Origin of the sequence: Xanthomonas hyacinthi, assembly GCF_009769165.1 — a bacterium.
In the GTDB taxonomy this organism is placed as follows: Bacteria; Pseudomonadota; Gammaproteobacteria; order Xanthomonadales; family Xanthomonadaceae; genus Xanthomonas_A; species Xanthomonas_A hyacinthi.
Map to the genome: position 1 here is coordinate 2,521,456 of NZ_CP043476.1, position 23,073 is coordinate 2,544,528.

Annotated in this window: 20 protein-coding genes and 3 pseudogenes; 13 read left to right on the forward strand and 10 right to left on the reverse strand. The window is 69.4% G+C overall.

Features of this window, described 5'->3' with window-relative positions; genetic code table 11:
- Nucleotides 1-190 precede the first annotated feature (190 nt).
- The 3 genes and pseudogenes from FZ025_RS11195 (at nt 191) to FZ025_RS11205 (ending at nt 4,268) form a co-directional block, all read left to right on the forward strand.
- Complete coding sequence (locus FZ025_RS11195) at nt 191-808, forward strand: DUF2076 family protein (RefSeq protein ID WP_046977587.1); 618 nt, start codon at nt 191-193, stop codon at nt 806-808.
- Nucleotides 809-1,378: 570 nt separating this feature from the next.
- Nucleotides 1,379-1,894: pseudogene (locus tag FZ025_RS22905) on the forward strand (HipA domain-containing protein); the annotation flags it as partial.
- A gap of 286 nt (nt 1,895-2,180) precedes the next feature.
- Complete coding sequence (locus FZ025_RS11205) at nt 2,181-4,268, forward strand: beta-galactosidase (RefSeq protein ID WP_046977585.1); 2,088 nt, start codon at nt 2,181-2,183, stop codon at nt 4,266-4,268.
- 190 nt (nt 4,269-4,458) lie between these two features.
- Here the strand turns inward: FZ025_RS11205 and FZ025_RS11210 are convergent, their stop codons facing one another.
- Entirely contained in the window at nt 4,459-4,992 is a 534-nt protein-coding gene (locus FZ025_RS11210) for a hypothetical protein (RefSeq protein ID WP_046977584.1), read from the reverse strand.
- A 246-nt stretch (nt 4,993-5,238) separates the two neighbouring features.
- Here FZ025_RS11210 and FZ025_RS22715 point away from each other — a divergent pair, with 246 nt between their 5' ends.
- On the forward strand, nt 5,239-5,370 hold the full coding sequence (locus FZ025_RS22715) for a hypothetical protein (protein WP_280117169.1): 132 nt from the start codon (nt 5,239-5,241) through the stop codon (nt 5,368-5,370).
- A gap of 30 nt (nt 5,371-5,400) precedes the next feature.
- Here the strand turns inward: FZ025_RS22715 and FZ025_RS11215 are convergent, their stop codons facing one another.
- Together FZ025_RS11215 and FZ025_RS11220 are read right to left on the reverse strand one after the other, a co-directional pair.
- Nucleotides 5,401-6,504, reverse strand: coding sequence for a DUF1615 domain-containing protein (locus FZ025_RS11215; protein WP_046977583.1), 1,104 nt, complete (start codon nt 6,502-6,504; stop codon nt 5,401-5,403).
- 69 nt (nt 6,505-6,573) lie between these two features.
- Complete coding sequence (locus tag FZ025_RS11220) at nt 6,574-7,377, reverse strand: NAD(P)H-dependent oxidoreductase (RefSeq protein ID WP_046977582.1); 804 nt, start codon at nt 7,375-7,377, stop codon at nt 6,574-6,576.
- A gap of 86 nt (nt 7,378-7,463) precedes the next feature.
- On the opposite strand from FZ025_RS11220, the gene FZ025_RS11225 reads away from it, so the two are divergent.
- Nucleotides 7,464-8,357 (forward strand): LysR family transcriptional regulator, encoded by an 894-nt coding sequence (locus FZ025_RS11225; protein WP_046977581.1) that lies wholly within the window; start codon nt 7,464-7,466, stop codon nt 8,355-8,357.
- Between the two features lie 217 nt (nt 8,358-8,574).
- Here the strand turns inward: FZ025_RS11225 and FZ025_RS11230 are convergent, their stop codons facing one another.
- From FZ025_RS11230 to FZ025_RS11250, 4 genes are all read right to left on the reverse strand, one after another.
- Complete coding sequence (locus FZ025_RS11230; protein ID WP_046977580.1) at nt 8,575-9,411, reverse strand: class I SAM-dependent methyltransferase; 837 nt, start codon at nt 9,409-9,411, stop codon at nt 8,575-8,577.
- 268 nt (nt 9,412-9,679) lie between these two features.
- On the reverse strand, nt 9,680-10,675 hold the full coding sequence (locus FZ025_RS11235) for a peptidoglycan-binding protein (RefSeq protein WP_282957066.1): 996 nt from the start codon (nt 10,673-10,675) through the stop codon (nt 9,680-9,682).
- Entirely contained in the window at nt 10,626-10,865 is a 240-nt protein-coding gene (locus FZ025_RS11245) for a hypothetical protein (protein ID WP_046977579.1), read from the reverse strand. The genes FZ025_RS11235 and FZ025_RS11245 overlap by 50 nt, the downstream gene beginning before the upstream one ends.
- A gap of 21 nt (nt 10,866-10,886) precedes the next feature.
- A complete protein-coding gene (locus FZ025_RS11250) occupies nt 10,887-11,582 on the reverse strand; it encodes a PDZ domain-containing protein (RefSeq protein ID WP_244292355.1) in 696 nt (231 codons plus the stop codon).
- Between the two features lie 312 nt (nt 11,583-11,894).
- On the opposite strand from FZ025_RS11250, the gene FZ025_RS11255 reads away from it, so the two are divergent.
- The 3 genes and pseudogenes from FZ025_RS11255 to FZ025_RS11265 form a co-directional block, all read left to right on the forward strand.
- Entirely contained in the window at nt 11,895-12,770 is an 876-nt protein-coding gene (locus FZ025_RS11255; RefSeq protein WP_104558443.1) for a DMT family transporter, read from the forward strand.
- Between the two features lie 136 nt (nt 12,771-12,906).
- Entirely contained in the window at nt 12,907-14,286 is a 1,380-nt protein-coding gene (gene cycA, locus FZ025_RS11260; RefSeq protein ID WP_104558442.1) for a D-serine/D-alanine/glycine transporter, read from the forward strand.
- A gap of 199 nt (nt 14,287-14,485) precedes the next feature.
- Nucleotides 14,486-14,998: pseudogene (locus tag FZ025_RS11265) on the forward strand (CorA family divalent cation transporter); the annotation flags it as partial.
- A gap of 31 nt (nt 14,999-15,029) precedes the next feature.
- Here the strand turns inward: FZ025_RS11265 and FZ025_RS22390 are convergent.
- Nucleotides 15,030-15,389 carry a hypothetical protein gene (locus tag FZ025_RS22390; RefSeq protein WP_046978791.1) on the reverse strand — a complete coding sequence of 120 codons (360 nt, stop codon included), beginning with the start codon at nt 15,387-15,389 and terminating at the stop codon, nt 15,030-15,032.
- A gap of 301 nt (nt 15,390-15,690) precedes the next feature.
- On the opposite strand from FZ025_RS22390, the gene FZ025_RS11275 reads away from it, so the two are divergent.
- The 3 genes and pseudogenes from FZ025_RS11275 to FZ025_RS11285 all read left to right on the forward strand — a co-directional run.
- Nucleotides 15,691-16,590, forward strand: a complete 900-nt coding sequence (locus tag FZ025_RS11275; RefSeq protein WP_046978790.1) for an AraC family transcriptional regulator — start codon at nt 15,691-15,693, stop codon at nt 16,588-16,590.
- A gap of 590 nt (nt 16,591-17,180) precedes the next feature.
- Complete coding sequence (locus tag FZ025_RS11280; protein WP_244292356.1) at nt 17,181-18,161, forward strand: hypothetical protein; 981 nt, start codon at nt 17,181-17,183, stop codon at nt 18,159-18,161.
- A gap of 65 nt (nt 18,162-18,226) precedes the next feature.
- Nucleotides 18,227-18,313: pseudogene (locus FZ025_RS11285) on the forward strand (IS5/IS1182 family transposase); the annotation flags it as partial.
- Nucleotides 18,314-18,352: 39 nt separating this feature from the next.
- On the opposite strand, the gene FZ025_RS11290 reads toward FZ025_RS11285, so the two are convergent.
- Nucleotides 18,353-19,500, reverse strand: a protein-coding gene (locus FZ025_RS11290; RefSeq protein ID WP_208803614.1) for an IS3 family transposase whose coding sequence is annotated in 2 segments (ribosomal slippage) — nt 18,353-19,224 and nt 19,224-19,500 — 1,149 coding nt in all. Because the reading frame shifts where the segments join, the coding sequence is not laid out codon by codon here.
- 36 nt (nt 19,501-19,536) lie between these two features.
- Here FZ025_RS11290 and FZ025_RS11295 point away from each other — a divergent pair.
- Nucleotides 19,537-20,240 (forward strand): IS5 family transposase gene (locus FZ025_RS11295; RefSeq protein WP_386269821.1). Its coding sequence is split into 2 segments (ribosomal slippage): nt 19,537-19,813 and nt 19,813-20,240, totalling 705 coding nucleotides; the frame shifts between segments, so codons are not numbered across the junction.
- Nucleotides 20,241-20,403: 163 nt separating this feature from the next.
- Here the strand turns inward: FZ025_RS11295 and FZ025_RS11300 are convergent.
- Nucleotides 20,404-21,675 carry a DEAD/DEAH box helicase gene (locus FZ025_RS11300; protein ID WP_046980706.1) on the reverse strand — a complete coding sequence of 424 codons (1,272 nt, stop codon included), beginning with the start codon at nt 21,673-21,675 and terminating at the stop codon, nt 20,404-20,406.
- 696 nt (nt 21,676-22,371) lie between these two features.
- Here FZ025_RS11300 and FZ025_RS11305 point away from each other — a divergent pair.
- Nucleotides 22,372-23,061 carry a hypothetical protein gene (locus FZ025_RS11305; RefSeq protein ID WP_053057335.1) on the forward strand — a complete coding sequence of 230 codons (690 nt, stop codon included), beginning with the start codon at nt 22,372-22,374 and terminating at the stop codon, nt 23,059-23,061.
- Nucleotides 23,062-23,073: the final 12 nt, after the last annotated feature.

Consider the following 23,073-nt stretch of genomic DNA (forward strand, 5'->3'; position numbering starts at 1 on the left):
CCGGAATCCAGCGTCGGCATGCGGCGATGGAGAGGGATGCCGCCAGCGATGGCGCCCGCTGCAGGGGCCGATCCAGTTGTTTTGATGAATGTCGCCGCACCAGGCCGCGCGGGTGTCCTTTGGCGGCGGCCGGTCCGCGCCCATGCTGTGCCTGCCGGCATTGGGCCGGTCACCTCCTCCAGGTACTGGTATGACCCCGCAAGAACAACAGCTACTCGAAGATTTCCTGGCCCGCCTGCGCAGTGTCGGCGGCGTGGCGAAAGATCCGCAGGCGGATGCGCTGATCCGCGAGCGCCTGGCCGGTCAGCCCGATGCGGCCTATCTGCTGGTGCAGCGGGCATTGCTGCTCGAACATGCGCTGGAGAGCGCCCAGGCGCAGATCGCGCAATTGCAGCAGGCCGCGCCGCCGCCGCCGGCCGCCAGTTTCCTGGGCCAGGGCTTCAATGCGGGACCGCCGCCGTTGCCGCCGGCGCCCGCGCCGCAGCCCGCGCCGGGTTGGCGCGAGCGCCTGTTCGGCGGCGGCGCCAGCCTGCCGGAGCAGGCGCCGGTCGCGGCACCGGCCGCGCGCGGTCCGGGTTTTCTCGGTACCGCGGCGACCACGGCCGCGGGCGTGGCCGGCGGCATGTTCCTGTTCGAGGGCGTGGAGAGCCTGCTCGGCGGCCACCACGGCGGATTCCTGGGCGGCGGGTCGCAGCAGGGCGCGGTGGTGGAGAACGTCACCAACAACTATTACAACGACGCACCGCCGCAGGACGCCGACCAGGATTTTTCGGACGACAGCAGTCTGGATGGCGACAACTGGACTTAGGGATCTGGGCGTCCCCGCTCGGCCGGCCCCCATGGGTGGGCCGCCGAGCGGGCGTTATAGGGCCATTGCGCCCGCGATTTCCGCCCGTTGGCGCGCCCTCATCTCCCACGAGGCGGCCAGCCGACGGCGTCGCGCCTGTTGCTGTCCGCGGGCGACAGCGTGGTGCGGATCGGCAAGGCCCGCGCCACGCGCTACGCGCTCAGCCGCCAGGTCGGGCGTGCCGGAAATCGCTGGCCGCTGTTCCGCATCAGCGTGCAGGGCCAGGCCGAGTCGCTCGGCGAGTTGCATGCTTTGCGCGGCGACGGCTACCTGTTCGCGCCTCGGGTCGCATGTCCTGCCTTGCTGCATGGCGAATGCGCCAGCGGTGTGTTCCCGGGCCTGCCCTGGTTCCTCGACGACCAGCGGCCGCAAGGTTTCCTCGGGCGCGCCTTCGCGCGCCGCGCGGCCGAGGACATCGGCGCAGCGCCCGACCTGCTGCGCTGGCAGTCCGACGACATCGTGCTGGGATTGTTGCGGCACGGAGACGACCAGCCCGGCGACCTGGTCCTGGGCGAACGCGCGCTGCAGGGGATGCTGCAGCCCGCCGGCACGATCGCGCAGGTGCAGCGCCTGCAGGCGTATCCGCACCTTGCCGAAGCCGCCCTGCGCGGCGAAGACGTCGGTTCCTCTGCGGGCGGGGAGCAGCCCACGTTCGCCGCGACGCTGCAACAGGATGGCCGCTTCCGCTCCGTCATCGTCAAGTTCAGCGAGCGCGCCGGCACGCCTGCCGCACAACGCTGGGCGGATCTGCTGCGCTGCGAACAACTCGCCGGGCAGGTGCTGCGCGCGCACGGCCTGGCCGCCGCCGACAGCGAAATCGTCGAAGCCGGTGGCCGCGTGTTCCTGCTATCCACCCGCTTCGATCGCACGCCGGATCTGGGACGGCGCGGCTTCGTCTCGCTGGCCGCATTGGATGCGGCCTCCTACGGGCATGGACGCATCGACTGGTGGCGGTTCTCCAGGCAATTGCAGCGCGATGGCTGGCTCGACCACGACGATGCGCGGCGGCTCGGCGTGTATGGCTGGTTCGGTGCGCTGATCGGCAACAACGACATGCATCTGGGCAATGCGGGCGCGCTGCTCGCCGACACGCGGCCACTGGCGCCATGCATGGCACGCAGCGCGCGATGCGCTCAGCGCCAGCCTGGCACAGGCGGCGGCGCTGCATCGAGCAGCCCGCGCCGGGCACCGGTGCGGTTGCCCGGTTTGTGCGCAGTTGCGCATCCAATCTCGGCAAGTTGCGCAAGTGCGCGCGCCTTGCCAGCGCGCACAATGACCGCTGGCGACGGTTTGCGTTTGTCCGCCGCTGTTCCCGCTATCGACGAGTCCGCCTATGCCATCGCCTTCCTGGTTCCCGCAGCGCGCGGCTGCATTGTTGTTCGGCACATTGTGCGCTCTGGCGGCGACCGTGCCCGCTGCGCGTGCGCAGGCCACGCGCTATGCCGATGCCGCGCCGTTGCTGCTGGGCGTGGCCTGGTATCCGGAACAGTGGCCGGAGCCGCAATGGGAGCACGACCTGGCGCTGATGGAGGCGGCGCACGTGCGCGTGGTGCGGATCGGCGAGTTCGCATGGAGCCGCATGGAGCCGCGCGAGGGCCAGTACGACTTCGCCTGGATGGACCGCGCCATCGCCGCGGCGGCGCGCCACCGCATCGCGGTGGTGCTCGGCACGCCGACCGCCGCACCGCCGGCATGGTTGACCCAGGCCTATCCGGACACGCTGCGCATCAGCCAGGACGGGGTGCGCGACGAGCACGGCAACCGCCAGCAGTTCTCCTTCGCCAGCGCGCGTTACCGCCGTTTCGCCCATGCCATCGCCGAACAGATGGCGCAGCGCTATGGGCGCAATCCGCACGTGGTCGGCTGGCAGCTGGACAACGAATACGCGCAGGCATCGTTCGATCCGCAAGCCAAGGCGCAGTTCCATGCCTGGCTGCAGCGCAAGTACGGCAACATCGAGGCGCTGAACCAGCGCTGGGCGAGCGCGTACTGGAGCCAGACCTACAACGATTTCGCGCAGATCCCGGTGCGCGAGGACGAGGAGAACCCGGCCCTGCTGCTGGAGTGGAAGCGCTTCGTCAGCGACACCTGGACGGATTACTCGCGCAACCAGATCGCCGCGATCCGCCCGCACGCCGATCCGCGCCAGTTCATCACCACCAACACCATGGGCTGGTTCGCCGGCTTCGACGCCTACAAGGTGCACGACGTGCTCGACATCGCCGCCTGGGACGACTACGTCGCCGGCGAGCGCTACGACTGGGTGGACAATGCGGCGCGCCACGATCTCACCCGCGGCTACAAGCAGCGCAACTACTGGGTGATGGAGACCCAGCCGGGCTTCGTCAACTGGCGCGCGACCAACCTGGCGCTGCGCAAGGGCCAGGTGCGGGCGATGGCCTGGCAGGCGGTGGCGCATGGCGCCGATGCGGTCGTGTACTGGCAGTGGCGCGCGGCGCCGAACGGGCAGGAGGAGTACCACGGCACCCTGCTCGGCGCCGATGGCGAGCCGGTGCCGGTGTATGCTGAGATTCAGCAGGTCGGTGCGGAGTTCGCCAAGGCCGGTGCGGCGCTGGCGGGGACCACGCCGCACGCCGAGGTGGCGCTGATCAACGACTTCGACAGCCGCTGGGCGCTCGGTTTCCAGAAGCACGCGGCCGAGTTCGATCCGGTCGCGCAGATGACGTCGTTCTACCGCCCGCTGCGGCAGCAGGCGCAGGTGGTCGATGTGGTCTCGGCGCTGGCACCGCTGGACGGCTACAAGCTGGTGGTGGCGCCGTCGCTCAATGTGCTCAGCGCTGCGCAGGCGCAGCGGCTGCAGGCCTATGTCGAGGGCGGCGGGCATCTGGTGCTGGGCCCGCGCAGCGCGATGAAGAACGCCGACAACGGCCTGCAGCCGCAGCGTCAGCCCGGCCCGCTGGGCGAGCTGCTGGGCGGCCGCGTGCAGCAGTTCTATGCGCTGGACAAGCCGATCCCGGTCGCCGGTGGGGCCGGCGAGGGCACCGCGAAGATTTGGGCCGAGCAGCTGCAGGCGCGCGCGGCGCAGACCGAGGTGCCGCTGCGCTACGGCCAGGCCAACGGCTGGCTGGACGGCGAGCCGGCGCTGCTGACCCGGCGGGTCGGCAAGGGCCGCATCAGCTATGTCGGCGCCTGGCTCGACGATGCCACGCTCGATCGCCTCACCGGCGCCTGGCTGCGCGATGCGCAGGTGCGCGCGCCGCTGGCGGACGTGCCGGAGGACGTGGAGGTCGGCGTGCGCAGCGACGGCCGCCGCCGCGTGCTGGTGCTGATCAACCACGGCGCCGGCCCGCAGCAAGTGCGCCTGCCTGCGCCGATGCGCCCGCTGCTGGGCACTGGCGCGGCCAGCGACGTGGTCCAGCTCGCGCCCGAGGAGGTGGCGGTGCTGGACGATCACCGCTGAGCGCGGTTGCGATCGAGCAAGCGCACTGCACGCGGTTCCGCCGCATCGGCCTGCTCGGCGCGGCAGCGCGTGCGGCGATAGGCGGGGCGGCGCCACCGCTTGGCCCTAGCTGCAGCCGGGTGCTGCTGCCACGGCGCACAACAAAAAAGCGGCCCGCAGGCCGCTTTGTCTTGCTCATTGCCGCCGCCGCTCAGCCGCGGGTCACCAGCTTGATGCGGTGCTGCTTGGCGTAGGCATTCTGCGCGGCGTCCAGCGCCGCAGCGGCGTTGTCGAGGGTCTCCGATTCGGTGTTCAGCCGCTCCAGCAGCGGCTGCACCTGCGCCTCGGTGTAGCCGTCGGCCAGCGCGGTGATGTCCTGCAGCGTCGCCAGCACCGTGTCGGTGCTCTTCTGGTAGGCCTTCAGCTTGGCGTCCATGTCCTGCGCATCGTCGGGAATGCCGAAGCCTTCGTAGCCCTTGCCGTCGCTGGCGATCTGCGTGCGCGGATTGTTCAGCGCGTTGCGGTGGGGCCGCATCGACTTCAGTTCGGCCGCATCGGTCAGCAGCTGTTCGCCGCGCGCGCCGCCGACCCACGGCTCGGTCACCGAGGCGATGCCGTTCCAGATCGAGACGTTGTGGGTCAGGTAATCGTCCGGCGACATGGTCTTGTTGCCGGTGGTGGGATCGCAGGCGGACAGCACGGTCGCGCACAGTGCGAGCAGGATGAGGGTGACGAGATTCTTCAAGAGGATTTCCTTGGTGCCAACGAGGTGCCGGCCGGGCGACCGGCACGGGAGCGACAGGACAAGGAAATCGACGCATGCGGCAGGCCGGGGCGAGCCGGCGCGATCATCCTTGATGGGTGCAATGGCGGCAGTCCGGGCCGGCAGCGCGTTCTGCACAAGCGATGCGCGGCAAGTATGGCGGCAACGCAGCGCCGGCACAGCTGCAGCTGTGCGCGTGATCGCCCGTTGCGGCTCTGGAATGCACAGGTGTACCTGCTGGATGCCGATCCCAGACGCTACTGGTTCTGGATGGCATCGGACGGCTTCTTCAGCGTTCTGTTGCTGCTGCTGGCGGTGGCCATCGCGTGGGTGTGCTTGGTGCTGGACAAGCCGAAGTAGCGCGCCGCCCGTTGGACCTGTCTGCTGCCGTCACTTGCCCATGCAGCGGCGCCAGCGCTCGGCGACGCGTTGCGCGAACCAGGCGGTGGTGAGGCTGCGGGTGATCTTCGGGCTTTGCAGGGTGATGCCGGGCAGGATCGCGCGCGGCAGCGGCTTGCCGGCGCTGCGCTCGGCCAGCGCGAAGACCTGGCGGTACAGCGCGGTGTCGCCGAAGTCCGGCGCGTCGCCGCGTTGCAGGGCGCGGCGGATCTCCTGGTCGTCCAGCGCCAGGCGCGTACCCAGGCTGCGCGCGGCGCGCTCGCTGGCGCCGGGTTGGTCGATGTCGCTGCCGGGGATCAGCAGATCGCCGTCCAATGCCAGGGCGGTGCCGCTGGCCTGCGCCAGTGCGGCCTGGAACGCCGCGTTGCGGCTGGCGTACCAACCGGCGTTGAAGTCGGCGAAGCGGTACAGCAGCGCGTCGTAGTCGCTCGGGTAGCCGAGCAGGTGCCGGGTGCCGAACCACACGCCGCCGCGGCGGCCGAACACCTCGTGGCGCACCGTGTCCTGCAGCGGATACGGATAACCATCGGTGTGCGCTTCGGCGAAGGCGATGCTCACCTGCATCGGCCCGCCGGTGTGCACCGGGTTGAGGTCGCCGAACAGGCGCTGGCCCAGCGGCACGCTGCCGGCGAAGTCCTCGAAGATGCCGCTCAGTTCCTGCTCGGTGCGCGCGCTGGCGATGCGCTCGCCATAGCTGCGGCCATTCGGCGAATTCAATGCCAGCGCCGCGTCGAGCATGAACGCGGGCACATGCAGCGCCGCTGCGCGGCGGCCGAGTTCGGCGCGCGACATCTTGCCCAGGCCGGGCACCGGCGGGTTGGCCTGGTAGGTGGACTCCTGCTCGATCACCGCCAGCACCGCGCAGATATTGTCGGCGCTGGTGGCCATGTCCTGCGAGGACAGGGCGCCATAGACGTCGTTGGCCCAGCCGCTGCGGTCGGGGATGGCCGCCGGGATGCGCCGCGCGATGTCGGCCTTGATCTCGGTCGGCGTGCGTTCCGGCGCGCGCGGCGCCTGCGTGGCACAGGCGCCCAGCAGCACGGTGGCGCACAGCGCGAGGCGGCGGACGTGGGTTGAGCGGGTCGCGTGCTGCATGGATCCGATGGCAAGCGCGACATCTGCGTCGCAAGCGCGATCCTACAGGCGCTTCGGGATGGGGTGCGGCTAGCGCGGCATCGCGTCCTCGCCGGGTGCGTGCACATGCGCAGCGAACCCGCTCCGGCCCGGTGCGATGTCCGCTTGCAGGGTCAACGCCGGGATCGCGTAGTCGCCGCCGTTCTGCTTGCGGAACGCGATCGGCGTGGCGCTCCACAAAGTGTCCAGGCGCTGGCCGAGCGCCGCGCGGGTCTGCGCGAATCGCTCCGCATCCATGCGGTCGCTGCGATAGACCACGAACGGCGGCAGCACGTCGAAGCCGGGGTAGTGCAGGATGCCGTGCTGGATCGGGAACAGCACGTCGTCGATCGGGCCGTTGATGCCGCGCGGCGCGTAGTGCGACTCCCAGCCGCCGGTGCTGACGATCAGCATCGCGCGCTTGCCGGCCATGCTGCCCTCGCCGTAGCGGTCGCCCCAGCGCGCATCGGAATGTTCGCCGACGCCATAGGCGAAGCCGTAGGCATAGACGCGGTCCACCCAGCCTTTCAGGATCGCCGGCAGCGAGAACCACCACAGCGGGAACTGCAGCAGCACCGCGTCGGCCCAGCGCAGTTTGTCCTGCTCGGCGGCGATGTCCGCGCTCTGGCGGCCGTTGGCGAAGGCGCGTTTGGAGTCCGCAGAGGGATCGAAACGATCGCCGGCGGTGCCGTCCAGGCTGTCCTGCGCATCGAGCGCCGGCTTCCACTGCATCGCGTACAGGTCCGACACCTGCACGTGGTGCCCGGCGCCCTGCAGGCGCTGCACGGCGAAGTCCTTGAGTGCGCCGTTGAGCGACGTCGGTTCGGGATGGGCATGGACCAGCAGGACGTTCATGGGGCGAGCTCGGCGATGGGCAGACGGGCAAGGTAGGCCGTGGCTCGCTATAGTTGAAATGAATTACGGTAATTCCAGCTATTGCCATGCTTAATTTCGGACGCCTGGACCTGAACCTGCTGCTGACCCTGGACGCGCTGCTCGCCGAGCACAACGTGACCCGCGCCGCCGAGCGCCTGCATCTGTCGCAACCCTCGGTCAGCGTGCACCTGGCCAAGCTGCGCGAAGCGCTGGACGATCCGCTGCTGCTGCCCGGGCCGCGCGGCATGCGCCCGACCGCGCGTGCCGAGGCCTTGCGCGCGCCGCTGCGGCAGGCGCTGGAGGCGCTGCAGCGCGCGGTGGCGGCGGATGCGCCGTTCGATCCCGCGCAGGCCGGCAACCGCTGGCGCGTGGCCGCGAGCGACTACGGCGAATCGACCATCCTGCTGCCGGCGCTGGCGGCGCTGCGCAGCGCGGCGCCGGGCACGCGGCTGGCGGTGCTGGAAATGGCGCCGCCGCAGATCGCGCGCCAGGCCGAGCAGGGCGAGATCGACCTGGCCCTGCACACCCGCGACGGTGCGCCGCCGAACCTGCGCCAACGCACCCTGTTCGCCGAACGCTACGTGCTGGCCGGCCGCGCCGGGCATCCGCGCTTGCAGCGGCGGCCGACGCTGGCGCAGTTCTGCAAGCTCGAGCACGTGATCGTGTCGCCGGACGGCGGCGGTTTCAGCGGCGTCACCGATCAGGCCCTGCGCGAGCGCGGACTGCAGCGCAGGGTGGTGCTGTCTGTCCCGCATTTCCTGTTCGTCATCGACGCGCTGCTGCGCACCGATCTGGTGGCGATGCTGCCGGAACGGCTGGTGCGCCATCATCCGGGCTTGCGGGTCTGCGCGCCGCCGGTGGCGGTGGCGGGCTACGAGATGGCCATGCTCTGGCACGAGCGCGTGCACCGCGATCCGGCGCATCGCTGGCTGCGCGAGCATATCGTCGCCTCGGTGTGAGAATTGACCGTTGGGCCTTTCTTTCAGCGTTTTGCATGCTGTGGGAGCGCCTCAGGATCGTCGGTCGCGACTGGCTGCCTGTCGCGGCTGAAGTTGCTCCTACAAAGGCAACGTGGCGAGCCGGTTGCATGCGCTGTGGGAGGGGCTTCAGCCCCGACGCTGTCAGGTCCATCGTTGCCATGTCGCGGCCAATGGCCCGGCAGCGCCAGCAGCCAGGCTAGCGGCGCGTCGCCAGTACCCCGTCCAGCGCCCGTTCTGCGCGGAAACCGGCCTTCTCCAGGCGCTTGGCCACCTCGCGCGGCACGTCGCGGCCGCTGGTCAGCTTGTTCGGGCGGCCGGTGTAGTGGAACAGCCGCCCGCCGCGGCGCAGCACCCGCGCCAGCTGGTCGTAGAACACCTGCGAATACAGCTCGCCGGCGATGCCGAAGCGCGGCGGGTCGTGCAGCAGCGCATCCACCGCATCGCTGGCGATGGCGACGATGGCCTGGGCGACGTCGGCGTGCGCCAGCTGCAGGCGGCCGTCGCTGGCGGCCGGATCCGGCGACCACGGATTGAGCGTGCGCAGCCACAGCACGTCGGCGTTCTTCTCGAACGAGTGCAGCTGCGCCACGCCGGCCTCCAGCGCGCAGGCGGCGAAATAGCCCAGCCCGCCGCAGGTGTCGAGCACCTGCTTGCCGCGCGGTTCGATCAGCGCGACCTTGCGCCGCGCGTCCTCGAACGGCGACAGCTGCGCGCTGGGCAGCATCTTGATGCCGTCGATCTCGAAGGTCGGCGCGCCCCATTCGGTCGGCACCAGCTTGATCAGCGCGCCGCCGAAACGCGCCACCGGCGCGAACTCCTCGCCGTCCCACCAGTAGATCGTGCGGTCCTTGAGCTTGGGTGGATACGGATACGTCTGCCCGCGCCATTGCCAGCGGTCCGCGGCGAGCAGCGCCTGGCCCTCGCTGCGCTGCAGGTCCAGCGATCCACACCAGGCGGCGGCGCCGCCGTCGCGTGCGGCAAGCAGCGCCTCGGCGAGCGCGCGGGTCAGCAGGGGATTGGAATAGGAGTTCACGTGATCAGTACGTCGCTGGCCGCCAGATCCAGCGGTTTGGACGAAAAGGTGAGGGTGTGGCGCATCGTAACCGACGCGGCCAGGAGCGGGTATCGCTGTTGGTGAGGCAATACGTATCCAGAAGGCGTATGCCGGTCGGTGCCTGGATCGGGCCGTGGCGCGCAGCCGAAGCTGTGATGTCTGGAGGGTGGTTATTCTCTTGCGAATGTCGGCATGAACGTTAAAGGCCCCGCCGAAGCGGGGCCGTGAAAGCCGCGGCACTGGGTCGTCAGGGCGCCATTCCGCCGCGTCCCTGTGCTGGATCCTGCTGCAGATTGTGCTGATCGACCTGGCGCGTGCTCTCCTGCAACGTCGGTGCCTGCTCCAGGTCGACTCGCGCACGAAAGCCGGGCGTGGTGCCAGCGACGAAGGCGACGCCATCCTGCACCGTGATTGCCTGGATCTGCTGCGGGCCATTGATGCCTTCGGCCTTCGCCGCTTGCAGGGTATGCGCGACCTGGGCGTCGGTGGCGCCGGGCATGCGTCCGCGCAGATCCGTGAAGAACGCATTGTCGGCATGCGTGGCTTCCGAGACCAGCGGCGCCTGCTTGGCCTCGGCCAGCGCCTCTCGCGTCTTGCGGCCGATCACCGCGTCGTCGTCTAGCCCGTGCGCGCGCTGGAAGCCCTGCAGCGCATGGCGGGTGTTGCGTCCGAAATCGCCATCCGGGTTCAGCGGCTTGCCGTCTGCGCCGCGGTAACCAAGTTTGGCCAGCTGTTCCTGCAGCGCTCGGGTCTGTTGGCTGCGCTCGTCTCCGCCCATGCTAGCCAGCTGTTGCAGGGAGACCTTGCCGTTCTGGATGTCGGCGACCAGTTCGGGGGTGATGGTTTGCCCCCATTGGCCCGCTGCCTGCACGCGCTCGTCGGCGCCATTGTCGCCGCCATTGATGATGCGTCCAGCCGCACGCGCGTCGCCACGTAGGTTCTGCGGCACGCGGTCCTGCCAGTAGGCTACTGCAAGATTGGCCGCGGTCTGCGGTTCGGCAGCAAGGTCTGGGTTGTTGGCAAGGTCGACATTGAAACGTTCGCCGTAGCGCTCGTAGTTGTCGCGCCCTGTGTACTGCAGATAGCCACGGCCGTGGAAGCGCCAACCGTCGCCAGGTTCGGTGTTGCCGAGATCGGCGTTTCGTACATCACGGTGGCGATGCGCTGTGGGTCGCGGCTGGCGACCGCCTCCTCTACTTGCTGGCGGGTGAAACGATCGTCGGTTGCTGGCGGGTGAGACGATCGTCGGCCGAGGAGACGGCGCCGATCAGGCTGTCCGTCGAGGTGTAGCCCATGTTTTCGCGCATGCGGCGGAAGTGGCCGGTCTCGACGGCGGCGGTTCCCATCAGATTGGCCAGTTCCGTAGGCGAGGTGATGCCGGAATCGACCGCGGTCTTCAGCAGCAGCGCTGAGCTCTCGTTGAAACGGGGCATTTTCTACTCCATAGAATCGGGTTATTGAATGACCGCCCGGTGCTTGTCCATTGCCTTCTGCAGTTGTTCTGGATCGATCTGCGCGATGGGCGTCCAGGCAATGTCCGCCAGATAGCGCGCAATTCCACGAGACACATCCATCTTGCCGCTCTTTGGATTCTCGGCTGGCGCGGTGCTGCTCGCCTCGGCGAGGTACCAGGCCTTCTTGGCCATGTCGTACTTCAGCGTGTACGCGACATTGCTGCGCGCCTGTTGATTGATGTAGACGATTTCCTGGGATTTCAGCGTCAGGTTGTCGTCCAGGCGCTTTGAGTTGCGTGCCATGTCGTTGTAAAGGCAGTCGACTGCTTGGGGACTGCGATCGGACACGCTCCATGCCTTGTTTGCTTGTTGCAGGATCAGCAGTTCGCAGGTATTACCCGAGGCGTCAGCGGTGGCATGGCGGACGATGGCCACCGCATCGTCCTGGCCGTCGCCGGTCAGGTCATGCTGCTTGAAGGCAAGGATATGGTCGTCCGGCTTGAGCAAGGGCTGCAGCGAGGCCTCTCCGGCGAGAGTCGTCGTCGCATTGGCGGACGCTGCCTGACTCGTCACGCCTTCGGCGGCGGCGGTTTTGGTCGGTGTCGGCGTGGTTTGCCCGGTCCCGTTGGCGGACGGTTGGCAGCCGGCCAGGCTTACAGCTAGGAGGAGGGGCAGGCAACGTGGCAGTGAGGTCATCTCGAACGGGTCTCTCAGTCTGCATGCGCGTGACGCGCATAGCTAATGGGCTTAAGCAGTTACAGAGGGGAGGCCGACGAGGCAGAGGGCAGGCACGTCTTCCTGACGTTACGCAGTATCCCGCTCCCTGGACGCGACCGTGAGCGTAACCCTCGGTAATGTGTGGGCTTATAGCAATCCAGTGCTTAAGAATTTGTTGTGAACCCAGAGGCGGGATCGGGCAGGAAGCACGTAGCCGTTTCGCCCGCATAATGCACTCATTCCCCCTGCGCGTTCCGCGTTAGGGCGCCATTCGATCGCTAGAGGCCCGCGATGCTCAAAGGTGTGCTGCTCGGTTTCGCCTGCTATGCCGCCTATTCGATCAGCGATGCGTTCGTGAAAGGCCTGGAGGGCACGCTGCCGGCCGACGAGGTGGTGTTCTTCGGCGCGTTGCTGATGCTCGCCGCGCTGCCGTTCCTGAAGAAGCGCGGCGACCGCTGGCGCGAGGTGGTGGTGGCGCAGCGTCCCAGCATCTGGCTGCTGCGCGCGTTCACCGGGGCGGTCGGCAATCTGTCGGCGGTTACCGCCTTCACCCTGTTGCCGATGGCCGAGGCGTTCGCGCTGATCTTCCTGATGCCGATCTTCGTCACCGTGCTGTCGGTGCTGCTGCTCAAGGAGGAAGTGCGCTGGCGGCGCTGGCTGGCGGTGATCGTCGGCTTCGTCGGCGTGCTGATCGTGTTGCGGCCCGGCTTCCGCCACCTGAGCGAGGGCCATGTCGCGGCCATCGTCTGCGGCCTGGTCGGGGCGGTGTCGGTGATCAGCCTGCGCATGGCCGGGCCGGGCGAGAAGCGCCTGACCCTGTACGGCGCCGGCGTGCTCGGCCCGTTGCTGATGGGTGCGCTGCTGATGCTGCCGACCTTCGTATGGCCGACCTGGCCGCAATGGGTGCTGCTCGCCGGCTATGGCCTGCTCGCCGGGATGGCGGCGATCTTCCTGATGTATGCGTCGCGGTTGGCGCCGGTCAGTGCGGTGGCGCCGACCCAGTACAGCCAGATGCTGTGGGCGATCGGCTTCGGCTACTGGCTGTTCCACGATCGCCTGGACTGGCCGATGCTGGTCGGCATCGCGTTGATCCTGGGTGCCGGCCTGTTCACGCTGGTGCGCGAGGAAAAAGTCACGCAGTGGTGGCGGCGCACCAAGATCGTGTGAGCCGCCTGCGGCGTGCCGGCGCTGGCGGCGGCGCGGTTTGTGCCGGTTTCCGCGCATAAAGCGGGCACAGCGCTCTGGCGCCTGCGCGCCGCATCTTCTATGTTGTCCGGCTATACCCCTGCCGATGGCCGCGCCCATGTCCGAACCGTCCGCCCAGCCCGACCATCTCAAGCGCAGCCTGTGCAACCGCCACCTGCAACTGATCGCGATCGGCGGCGCCATCGGCACCGGCCTGTTCATGGGCTCGGGCAAGACCATCAGCCTGGCCGGGCCGTCGATCCTGTTCGTGTACCTGATCATCGGCGCGATGCTGTTCTTCGTGATGCGCGCGATGGGCGAGCTGCTGTTGTCGAACCTGGAGTACAAGTCGTTCATCGACTTCTCCACCGATCTGCTCGGCCCCTGGGCCGGCTTCTTCTGCGGCTGGACCTACTGGTTCTGCTGGATCATCACCGCCATCGCCGACGTGATCGCGATCGCCGCCTATGCGCAGTTCTGGTTCCCCGGCCTGGCGCCGTGGATTCCGGCGATGCTGTGCGTGCTGTTGCTGCTGAGCCTGAACCTGGTGACGGTGAAGCTGTTCGGCGAAATGGAATTCTGGTTCGCGCTGATCAAGATCGTGGCCATCTGCGCATTGATCCTCACCGGCGCCGGGCTGGTGGCCTGGGGCTTCCAGTCGCCGTCCGGGCATGTGGCCTCGCTGGCCAATCTATGGAACGACGGCGGCATGTTCCCGATGGGCATCGGCGGTTTCTTCGCCGGCTTCCAGATCGCGGTGTTCGCCTTCGTCGGCATCGAACTGGTCGGCACCACCGCCGCCGAGACCGCCGACCCGCAGCGCAACCTGCCCAGGGCGATCAATTCGATCCCGGTGCGGATCCTGGTGTTCTACGTGCTGGCGCTGGTGGCGATCATGGCGGTGACGCCGTGGCGCGAGGTGGTGCCGGGCAAGAGCCCGTTCGTGGAGCTGTTCGTGCTGGCCGGGGTGCCGGCCGCGGCCAGCCTGATCAATTTCGTGGTGCTGACCTCGGCCACCTCGTCGGCCAACAGCGGCATCTTCTCCACCAGCCGCATGCTCTACGGCCTGGCCGAGGAGCGGCACGCGCCGCGTGGTTTCGCCCGGCTGTCGCGCGCGGCGGTGCCGGCGCGCGGCCTGCTGTTCTCCTGCGCGTGCCTGCTCGGCGGCACGCTGCTGGTGTACCTGATCCCGAACCTGGTCACCGCCTTCACCCTGGTCACCACGCTGGCCGCGGTGTTGTTCATGTTCGTCTGGTCGCTGATCCTGTGCGCGTACATCGCCTACCGGCGCAAGCGCCCGCAGCTGCATGCGGCCTCGGCGTTCAAGATGCCCGGCGGCGTGCTCATGTGCTACGTGTGCCTGGCGTTCTTCGCCTTCGTGCTGGCGTTGCTGACCTTGCAGGCCGATACCCGGCAGGCGTTGCTGGCCAGCCCGGCCTGGTTCCTGCTCCTGGGCCTGGGCTATGCGCTCAAGCGCCGCGGCGGTGCGCGCGCCTGAGCCGCGCGATGGCGTGCCGCGAGGGCGGACATCGCGCCGCCGCGCGCTGGCGGGGCATTGCCGGCCGCGGCGCGTGTCTGCGCCGTTTTCAGCCGCGGCGGCGGATGCTCGCGCCCTCCCGCCATCACGCCGATCCCGATGATCACGATCCAGCGCATCGCCGGAACGTCCGCGCAGCCGTTCTGCCGGGTGGACCTGTGCCAGCCCAGCGGAGATCACCGAGACCACCCGCGTGGCCTTCGACGAACCGCACACCTCGCGCGACCTGGAGCGGATGCTGCACGCGGTCGGCGGCATGGGCCGGCGGCTGGGCGGCATGCACAACGCCGGGCAGGGCCTGTTGCGCCTGGCCACCTACCTCGACGGCGCCGCGCCGGACTGGTTCGGCGCCGATGCGGGCAAGCGCGTCGGCCTGCTGCACAAGGACCTGGTCACCCTGAGCGAGTTCGAGCAGCACCTGGACGACCGCGTCGAGTTCCTGCTCGACAGCGTGCTGGGCATGATCAACATGGACCAGAACAACGTGATGAAGGTGATGGCGGTGGCGTCGGTGGTGGGCATTCCGCCGACGGTGCTGGTCGGCATCTGGGGCATGAACTTCGCGCACCTGCCCGAGCTCAAGTGGCACGACGCCTATTCCTGGGCGCTGGCCGTGATCGCGCTGAGCGTGGTGCTGCCGCTGGCGTGGTTCCGCCGCCGCGGCTGGGTGTGAGCGCGGCGGCGGCTGCGAGCGCTCGCGCTTCCTAGGCCGCGAGGCTGTCGGCTTCGGCTGCGTCCTCGCGGTCGCCGCGCTCCTCGCCGCTGGCGTGCTGCACCGGCGCGATGTCCCAGGACACCGTGTCCGGATCGATCAGCGCGTGGATCGCGGCGCCGCGCAGTTCGCGCATCAGCCGCCGGGCCGAGGCGGTGCCGTGCGCCACGCTGTCCCACAGCAGCATGTCGACCACGGTGCCGTCGCGGCGCCGCGCGATGCGCCGCGAGCGGAAGCCGGGCTGGCGCTGTAGCCAGGCATCGACCTCGGCGTTGGCGCGCAGGAAGGTGCGCCAGGTGCAGTCCTGCAGGCGGAAGGTGGTGATTTCCAGGGCTTCGCGATGCGCTTGCATCGGCTCAGCCCTGCGCTTTGCGCGGCGCGGCGCAGTGCGGGGAATGGGTGCGGCACGGCGCGGCGGCGGCGATCGGCGTATGGCGGGGGCAGCAGGAAAGCAGGGCGGGCATGGGAGCACTCCGGTAGACGCGGCGGGGGATCCGGCCTGCACAGAATGCGAGCGCGGCGCCGCGGCGGGTTATCGCGATCCCGCGGAATTCTTGTCCGATCCTGCAAAGCGTGCCGCGGCGGCGACCGCGCCGTCGCAGCATCAGGCAAGCTGTACGTTCCTCGATTGCCCGCCACTACGCCCGACGCCGATGACCGCGCTTGCCGACCGCTATCGAGAAATGGCCACACTGGTTGCCCGATTGGCCGCCCCCGACGGCGATGGCGACACCGCCATCGACGGCTTGTTCTGCTCGCACCGCACCGCGCCGTCGCCGAAGACGCACACCGCGCAATGGCCGTGCTTCGCCCTGGTGGTGCAGGGCGAGAAGTGCCTGAGCCTGGGCACGGAGGAATACCGCTACGGCGTCGGCACCTACCTGCTGGTGGCGCTGGACCTGCCGGTGGTGTCGCGGATCACCCAGGCCAGCCCGGAGCAGCCGCTGCTGAGCGTGGGCATGGCGATCCGGCCGGACCGGCTGCGCGAGCTGCTCGAGCGCATCCCGCTGCCGGCGCAGGCCAGCGCCGACTGTGTGCGCAGCGTGTCGGTCAACACCGCCTGCCCGGCGCTGCTGGATGCGACGCTGCGCATGCTCAGGCTGCTCGAACGGCCCGAGGACATCGCGGCGATGGCGCCGCTGATCGAGCAGGAGATCCTGTATCGCCTGCTGACCGGTCCGTGCGGACCGAACCTGCTGCGCATCGCGCAGGAGGACAGCCCCAGCAACCGCATCGCCAAGGCGATCGCGTGGCTGCGCCAGCACTACGCCCAGCCGCTGCGGATCGAGGACCTGGCACGGCAGGTGAACATGAGCGCCTCCTCGCTGCACCACCATTTCAACGCGGTGACCTCGATGAGCCCGCTGCAATACCAAAAGCAGCTGCGCCTGCGCGAGGCGCGGCGCTTGATGGTGGTGGAGCGGATGGACGTGGGCTCGGCCGGCTATCGCGTCGGCTATCAGAGCCCGTCGCAGTTCAGTCGCGAATACAGCCGCCTGTACGGCCGTTCGCCGCGCACCGACCTGGCCGAACAGCTCGGCCTGGGTGGCTGATCGCACCCGATCCGGGCTGACGCCGTCGCTTTCGGCTGCGTACGCCGAAGCCGCTGCGATGCAGCTCGCCGCCGCTTTCCTGCGCCGATCGCGTTGTCTAGGGCCCGTGAACGCGATCGGGCTAGGCCACGTTGCCGTGTCCGGCGCTCAGGCGGTGGTGCGCGGCGCGGTGGCAGGCTGCCGCGCTGCGCGATGGCGTCCAGGTGCGAGGGCGCGGCGCTGGCCGGCAGGGCTGCGGCGGCGCTGAGCAGGCAGGGGCGCAAGCAGCGGATCATTGCATGCTCCACGGCAGGTGCGTTTCCACAGCGGGTGCGTCTCCATAACAAGGGTGTCATCGGTGGTGCCGGCGCGCGCTGGCTGTACGCCGGCTGTCGCCGGGACGGCGCGGGCCACCTTGGCCGGTTTCCTCGCGGCATGGCGCAGCGTCAAGCGTGGCGGGCGGTTGCATCCGCCGTCCGGCGGCGCATGCCGTGCGGTGGCGGCGTTGGACGTCGGTTGACACGTTGCGGCACAGAAACTCACGGCACCATAGCGCGGTCCGGGGACAATCCCCCGGTGGACGCCTACCGCGCTATGGAATCTCGATCGTCGTGACGTCTGCGCCTGCGGAAGACCGGCTGCTGCGCCTGGGTGCGGCCACCACCACCGTGCTGATCCTGCTGCTGCTGGGCCGCCTGCTGTTGATCGCGCCAGCGGCGGCGCCGGCGCGTGCCCACGACGCGATGCGGCTGGTGTTCGTGCCGCGCTCGGTCCCGGTCGCCGCACCGCCGCCGCAACCGCACGTCGCTCAGTCCGCGGCGCATGCCGCGGCACGGCGCGCGCCGGCCGCCGCGCGCGCGGCGCAAGCGCCGCCCCCGACCCGCACCGCCGCCGCCGTGGCCACGCCGGCGGCGTCGATGAGCGCCACGCTGTACACCCGCGACGGCAGCGCGCGGTTGCCGGACGGCGTGGCGGTGGATCCGTTCGCCGAGGCGCCGGGCACCCCGCCGGGCACCACCAATCCGCGCGACCTGGCCAAGGCCAAGCGCCTGTTCGAGCGCCCGAACCCGATCGACTACCGCTCCACCCGCTTCGAGAAGGACTGGGCCACCAGCGGTACTCTGGGCGACGTGGCGATGCAGGGCATCGGCGATGCGATGAAGAAGATGCTGCCCAAGAGCACCCACCAGCCGGCGGTGGCGCGGCCGCCGCCGGACGTGCGTTTCAATCCGGCGCTGCACGAGCGCCCGGGCGACCTCGGCAGCGAGGCCACCGGCGATGCCTACAAGGCCGCACCGATCGCGTCGGCGAAGGCGCCGGGCCTGGACGGCGAGGCCAGCCGCCGCATCCGCAAGGCGATCGGCGAACTGGAGCAGCGCCGTGCGGCCTGCCCGGCGGCGCAGCGCAGCCGCCTGCTGCAGCCGGTGCTGGACAACCTGGACGAACTGCAGCGGGTGGAAAAAGCCATGGCCCGCGGTGCCGACCCGATCCTGGCGCAGCAGACGCTGCCGCGCGCCGCCGACAGCGCCTACGACCTGGCGCGGCGCGCGCTGTGGTACGCCGACCAGAAACTGGCGGCCTGCGCGCCCTAGGGATTGTCATCAATTGTTCGGATAGGCGATGCTTGTTGCCCCTTTCTTTCCTGCACACCCCTGCAATGGCACGCCGCTACGCCCTGCGAGACGATCAGTGGGATCGCATCCGTGACCTGCTCCCCGGCCGAGCCGGCCATGTGGGTGTGACTGTCGTGGTCAAGTTTTGGTGGACACGGAGATAGGGGATTTCAGGTGGTGGCTTTCTCGTAGTCGGCAGGCGATCGATAGCCGAGGGTGGAGTGCAGCCGGTGGGTGTTGTAGAAGGCGACGATGTAATGGGTGATGTCAGCAACGGCCTCGGCGGGGTTGGCGTAGCGGCGCTGCCAGACCCGCTCCATTTTCAGGTTCAGGAAGAACCGCTCCATCACCGCGTTGTCCCAGCAGTTGCCCCGGCGGCTCATGCTGGCGAGCAGACCGTGGCGTGCCAGTAGGTCGCGGTGGGCCTGGCTGGCGTATTGGCTGCCGCGGTCGCTATGCACGATCAGCCCCGGCTTGGGCTGGCGCAGGGCGATGGCCATCTGCAAGGCGGTGCAGACCAGCTCGGCAGGCATGTTCGGGGCCATCGCCCAGCCGACCACCTTGCGTGAGTACAGGTCCAGCACCGCGGCCAGGTACAGCCAGCCGCGCTCGGTGCGGATGTAGGTGATGTCGGCCACCCAGGCCTGGTCGGGGGCTTCCGGGTTGAAGCGCCGATCCAGAAGGTTGTCGGCTACCGGCATCTCGTGCCGGCTGTCGGTGGTATGGACGAACTTGCGCTTCCAGCGCGCCTTCAGCCCCTGCTGCTTCATCAGGCCGCGGACCCGATAGCGACCGGCGGGCAGGCCCTGGGCCTTCAGGGCGGCGCACAGCCGGCGGCTGCCGTAGTTGCCGCCGCTAGCCTGGAAGGCCGATTGCAAGGGCGCCGTGAGGGCGCAGGCCCTCGGCGCTGACCGCCGCCGAGCGGCATACACCCCAGAACGGCTCACGCCCACAAGCCGGCACAACCGGGTGGTGTCGGCCTTCTCCTGCCACTGATGGATCATCTGCTGGATCACTTCAGTTCCCGGGCGAAGAAGGCCGATGCTTTTTTTAGGATCGACACATCCTCGCCTAGCCGCTGGTTCTCACGCTCCAGTTGGCGGATGCGTTGCTGCTCGGGGGTCAGCGGCCTGCCTTGTCCCGGCTGGCCAGCCTGCTCGGCCTCGGACTGGGCCAGCCACCGGCGCACCGCGCTGTCTACCAGGTCCAGGTCGCGGCACACCTGGCCCACACTCAGGCCTTGGTCTTGGATCATCTGCACCACCTGTAGCTTGAAGGCGGTGTCGAAAGTTCTACGGCTACGGCTACGGGGCGTCATGTCGTTCAAAGTCCTCGTTGGAGATGATCATCCCCTATCGAGGTGTCCACGAGAATTAGACCAGGACAGACCGCCAAGGACAACCGGCTGTTTGTCGAAGCCGTGCTCTACCGCTACCGAGCCGGCATCCCCTGGCGGGATCTGCCTGAGCGCTTCGGCGACTTCCGCGTGATCCACCTGCGGCATAGCCGCTGGAGCCGGTCCGGCGTCTGGCAACGCGTGTTCCACGCCCTGTCAGAGGAGGCGGACAATGAGTACGCGATGATCGACAGCACCATCGTCCGGGCGCATCAGCACAGCGCCGGGGCAAAAGGGGGGCGCCGCAGGCCATCGGACGCAGCCGAGGCGGGCTAAGCAGCAAGATCCACGCCGTGGTCGATGCACTGGGCAATCCGGTGGCGTTTCATCTGACCGCAGGCCAGGCGTCGGATCTGGAAGGTGCAGATGCGTTGCTGCCGCAACTGTCGGTCGGCGCCCTGCTCGCTGACCGCGCCTACGATGCCAGGGCACGTGTCATCGAGCCGATGCAGCGGCAGGGGACGCAGATTGTCATCCCCTCCCATCCAACGCGCAAAGTGCAGCGCGACTACGACCGGGTGCTGTACAAGGATCGACACCTGATCGAGAACTTCTTTGCCAAACTCAAGCAGTACCGGGCCATTGCCACCCGATACGACAAGACCGCCGGCAACTTCCTCGGCGCGATTTACTGGATCGCCTCTGTCATCCTGCTTAATTGATGACACGCCCTAGGGTCTGTCGCTCGGCCGATTGCCTTTGTAGCGGCGGCGTCAGCCGCGACGAACGAGGTCTCGAACCGTGCCGGCTGCGGCCGCTGTCGGAGCTGAAGCCGCTTCCTGCAGCGCCCCGACTGGTCCGCTGCAGGATGCGCAGGAACCCCGATCATTCCTTCGCCGGCGACTCGCCACCGCCCTGCGCATGCGCCGCGCGCAGCTTGTCCTTCTTGCTCGGGCGCTTGCCCTTGATGCCGCCGTTGCCAGGTGCGGCCTCGGTGGCGGGCAGGGTTGCCTGCGCCGGTTCGAAACCGGCGATGCGCTCGCGCGGCACGCGCAGCTGCTGGCGCTTTTCGATCAGGCGCAGATGCGCCGCGCTGGCCGCGTCGACGAAGCTCACCGCTAGGCCGTCGGCGCCGGCGCGCCCGGTGCGGCCGATGCGGTGGGTGTAGTCGGCGGTGGCGCGCGGCAGGTCGTAGTTGACCACCACCGGCAGCTGCGCGATGTCCAGCCCGCGCGCGGCCACGTCGGTGGCGACCAGGACCTGCAGCTGGCCGCTCCTGAACCCGGCCAGGGCCTGGTTGCGGCGGCCCTGGCTGAGCTCGCCATGGAACGGCTGCGCCGGCACGCCAGCCTTGCCCAGCTTCTCGGCCAGCGTGTCGGCGCCGCGCTGGCTGGCCACGAACACCAGCGCCTGCGGCCAGGCTTCGCTGTGCAGCAGGTGCCGCAGCAGCGCGGTGCGCTGCGCGCTGTCGACCTCGATCGCACGTTGGCGGAGCGTCGCCGGGGCCGCGGCGGCAGCGCCCTCGCCGAGGCGCCGCGGTCCGCGCAGCAGGCGCCGCGCCAGCACCTCCACCTCGGCCGGGAAGGTGGCCGAGAACAGCAGGGTCTGTCGGCGCGGCGGCAGCAGCGCCAGGATCCGGCCCAGTTCCTCCTCGAAGCCCAGCGCCAGCAGGCGGTCGGCCTCGTCCAGCACCAGCGTGCGCACCGCGCCAAGGTCCAGCGCGTTGTGCGCGACCAGGTCGAGCAGCCGGCCCGGGGTGGCCACGACGATGTCGGCGCCGCCGCGCAGCTTCAGCATCTGCGGATTGATCGAGGCGCCGCCGGCGACGGTGGCCACCTTGACGCGCCGCGGCAGGTAGCGGCCCAGCGCCTGCAAGGTATCGCCGACCTGCGCGGCCAGCTCGCGGGTCGGCACCAGTACCAGGCCGCGTACGCGGCGGCTGGGCGGCGCCAGCGCCGCGTGCTGCAGCAGCGGCAGCGCGAACGCGGCGGTCTTGCCGGAGCCGGTCGCCGCGCAGGCCAGCAGGTCGTCGCCGCGCAGGATCGGCGCGACCGCCTGCGCCTGGATGGCGGTGGGCGCGGTATAGCCGGCGGCGTCGAGCGCGCGGGAAAACGCGGGCAGCAGCTCGGGCGCGAGGCCCAGCGTGGCGAATGGCATGCAACGGAATCCAGGGAAGGGACGGTCGGCTAATCCGGCGGAGGGCGCGCCGCATCGCGATGGATGCAGGCGCGCAGCCTAACCGCAGCCGGCGCTGCGCGCGAGGCGGGCGTGCGCCCGAGCGTGCGTCGCGAGCACGTGCGGGGGTCGGCAGGTGCCGCTGCCGCACGCCGGCAGCGGGCGCGCCGCTGCAGTGCAGCGGCAGCAGTCGCAGCAGTCGCAGCGGCCGGCAGTTCGCCGGCCAGGCCGGCGCCCGAGCGCCCGATCAAGCCGCGCCTGCGGCAGACGAACCTGGCGCTCCGCGCAAACGGGCGCCGTGCACGGTCAGCGGGTTGCATTTCGTTGGGTATGCGCTGTTTATCGCAAGGCCACGCGTGGGCTGCCGCGGCGTCGCGGGAGGAGGTGGCGTGATATCGGCGAAATTGCGAAAAATCACCTGTTTTCTGCTGAATTTTGCACAATTCGCCATTTCGATTGCGACACTTTTCCGGATTTTGGAAAAGCCGCGGCGGCGTCCCCGCAGCATGCAGGGAGTTAATCGGTAGGCGCGCGCGATCCAAAATGCGGGGCAAGTCACTGTTGGGGAGATTGGAGATTGCCGCCGCCGCTGGCGGGTTGCTATATATCGGCCGCATTTCGTCAGTGTGGCATTGGCTGCCGACGAGTGTCCTTCCTCCACCTCGGGATCGCAACGGTATGAGCGGTTCGCTCCTGCGGCCGATGTCGGCTGCGCTTGCCGCGGCGACGCGCACGTGCCGGCAGCGGCGTTCGCTGGTCTTGGCCGCGCGCCATCGCGTGCTCGGCTGCGCCGCGCGCGGCGTACTCGGCATGGCGTTGGGCGCGGTCGTGCTGGCCTCGCCGCTTTCGGCGCAGGCGCCGGATATCCAGGCGCTGCGGCAAGCGGCGACCGGCGCGCGCTTCACGTTGGGCCATTCGACCTATCGCCTGATCCCCGGTGCGGTGGTGCGGCTGCGCGTCGAGGCGCGTCCGCGCGACCGGCACATGGCGCATGCGGGCGCCGGCGTGGTGGCGTCGATCGGCCCGTACGCGATCCTGCTGGGGAGCGACGCACGCAACGCGGCGCAGGCGCCACCCGATCCTTCCAGGCCGGACGAACGCCTGGCCGCGGCGATCAACGAGCTGACCGAGCAGACAGTGCTGGTCGCGCCCAAGCTCAAGCTGTTCGGCACCACGCCGGGGGTGGTCGAAGCGCTGGCGCGCAGGACCGGCGGCACCCTGGTCTACGCCTCGGCGATCGACGGCAGCGCGGTGATCCGCTACGCCTCGGTCGAGGCCGCGCACGCGGCGCTGCTGCAGCTGCAGAACGCCAGCGGCGTGACCGAGGTGGCGCTGCAAGTCATCCAGGCCTTCGACGAGCGCAACTGATCCGGCGCAACG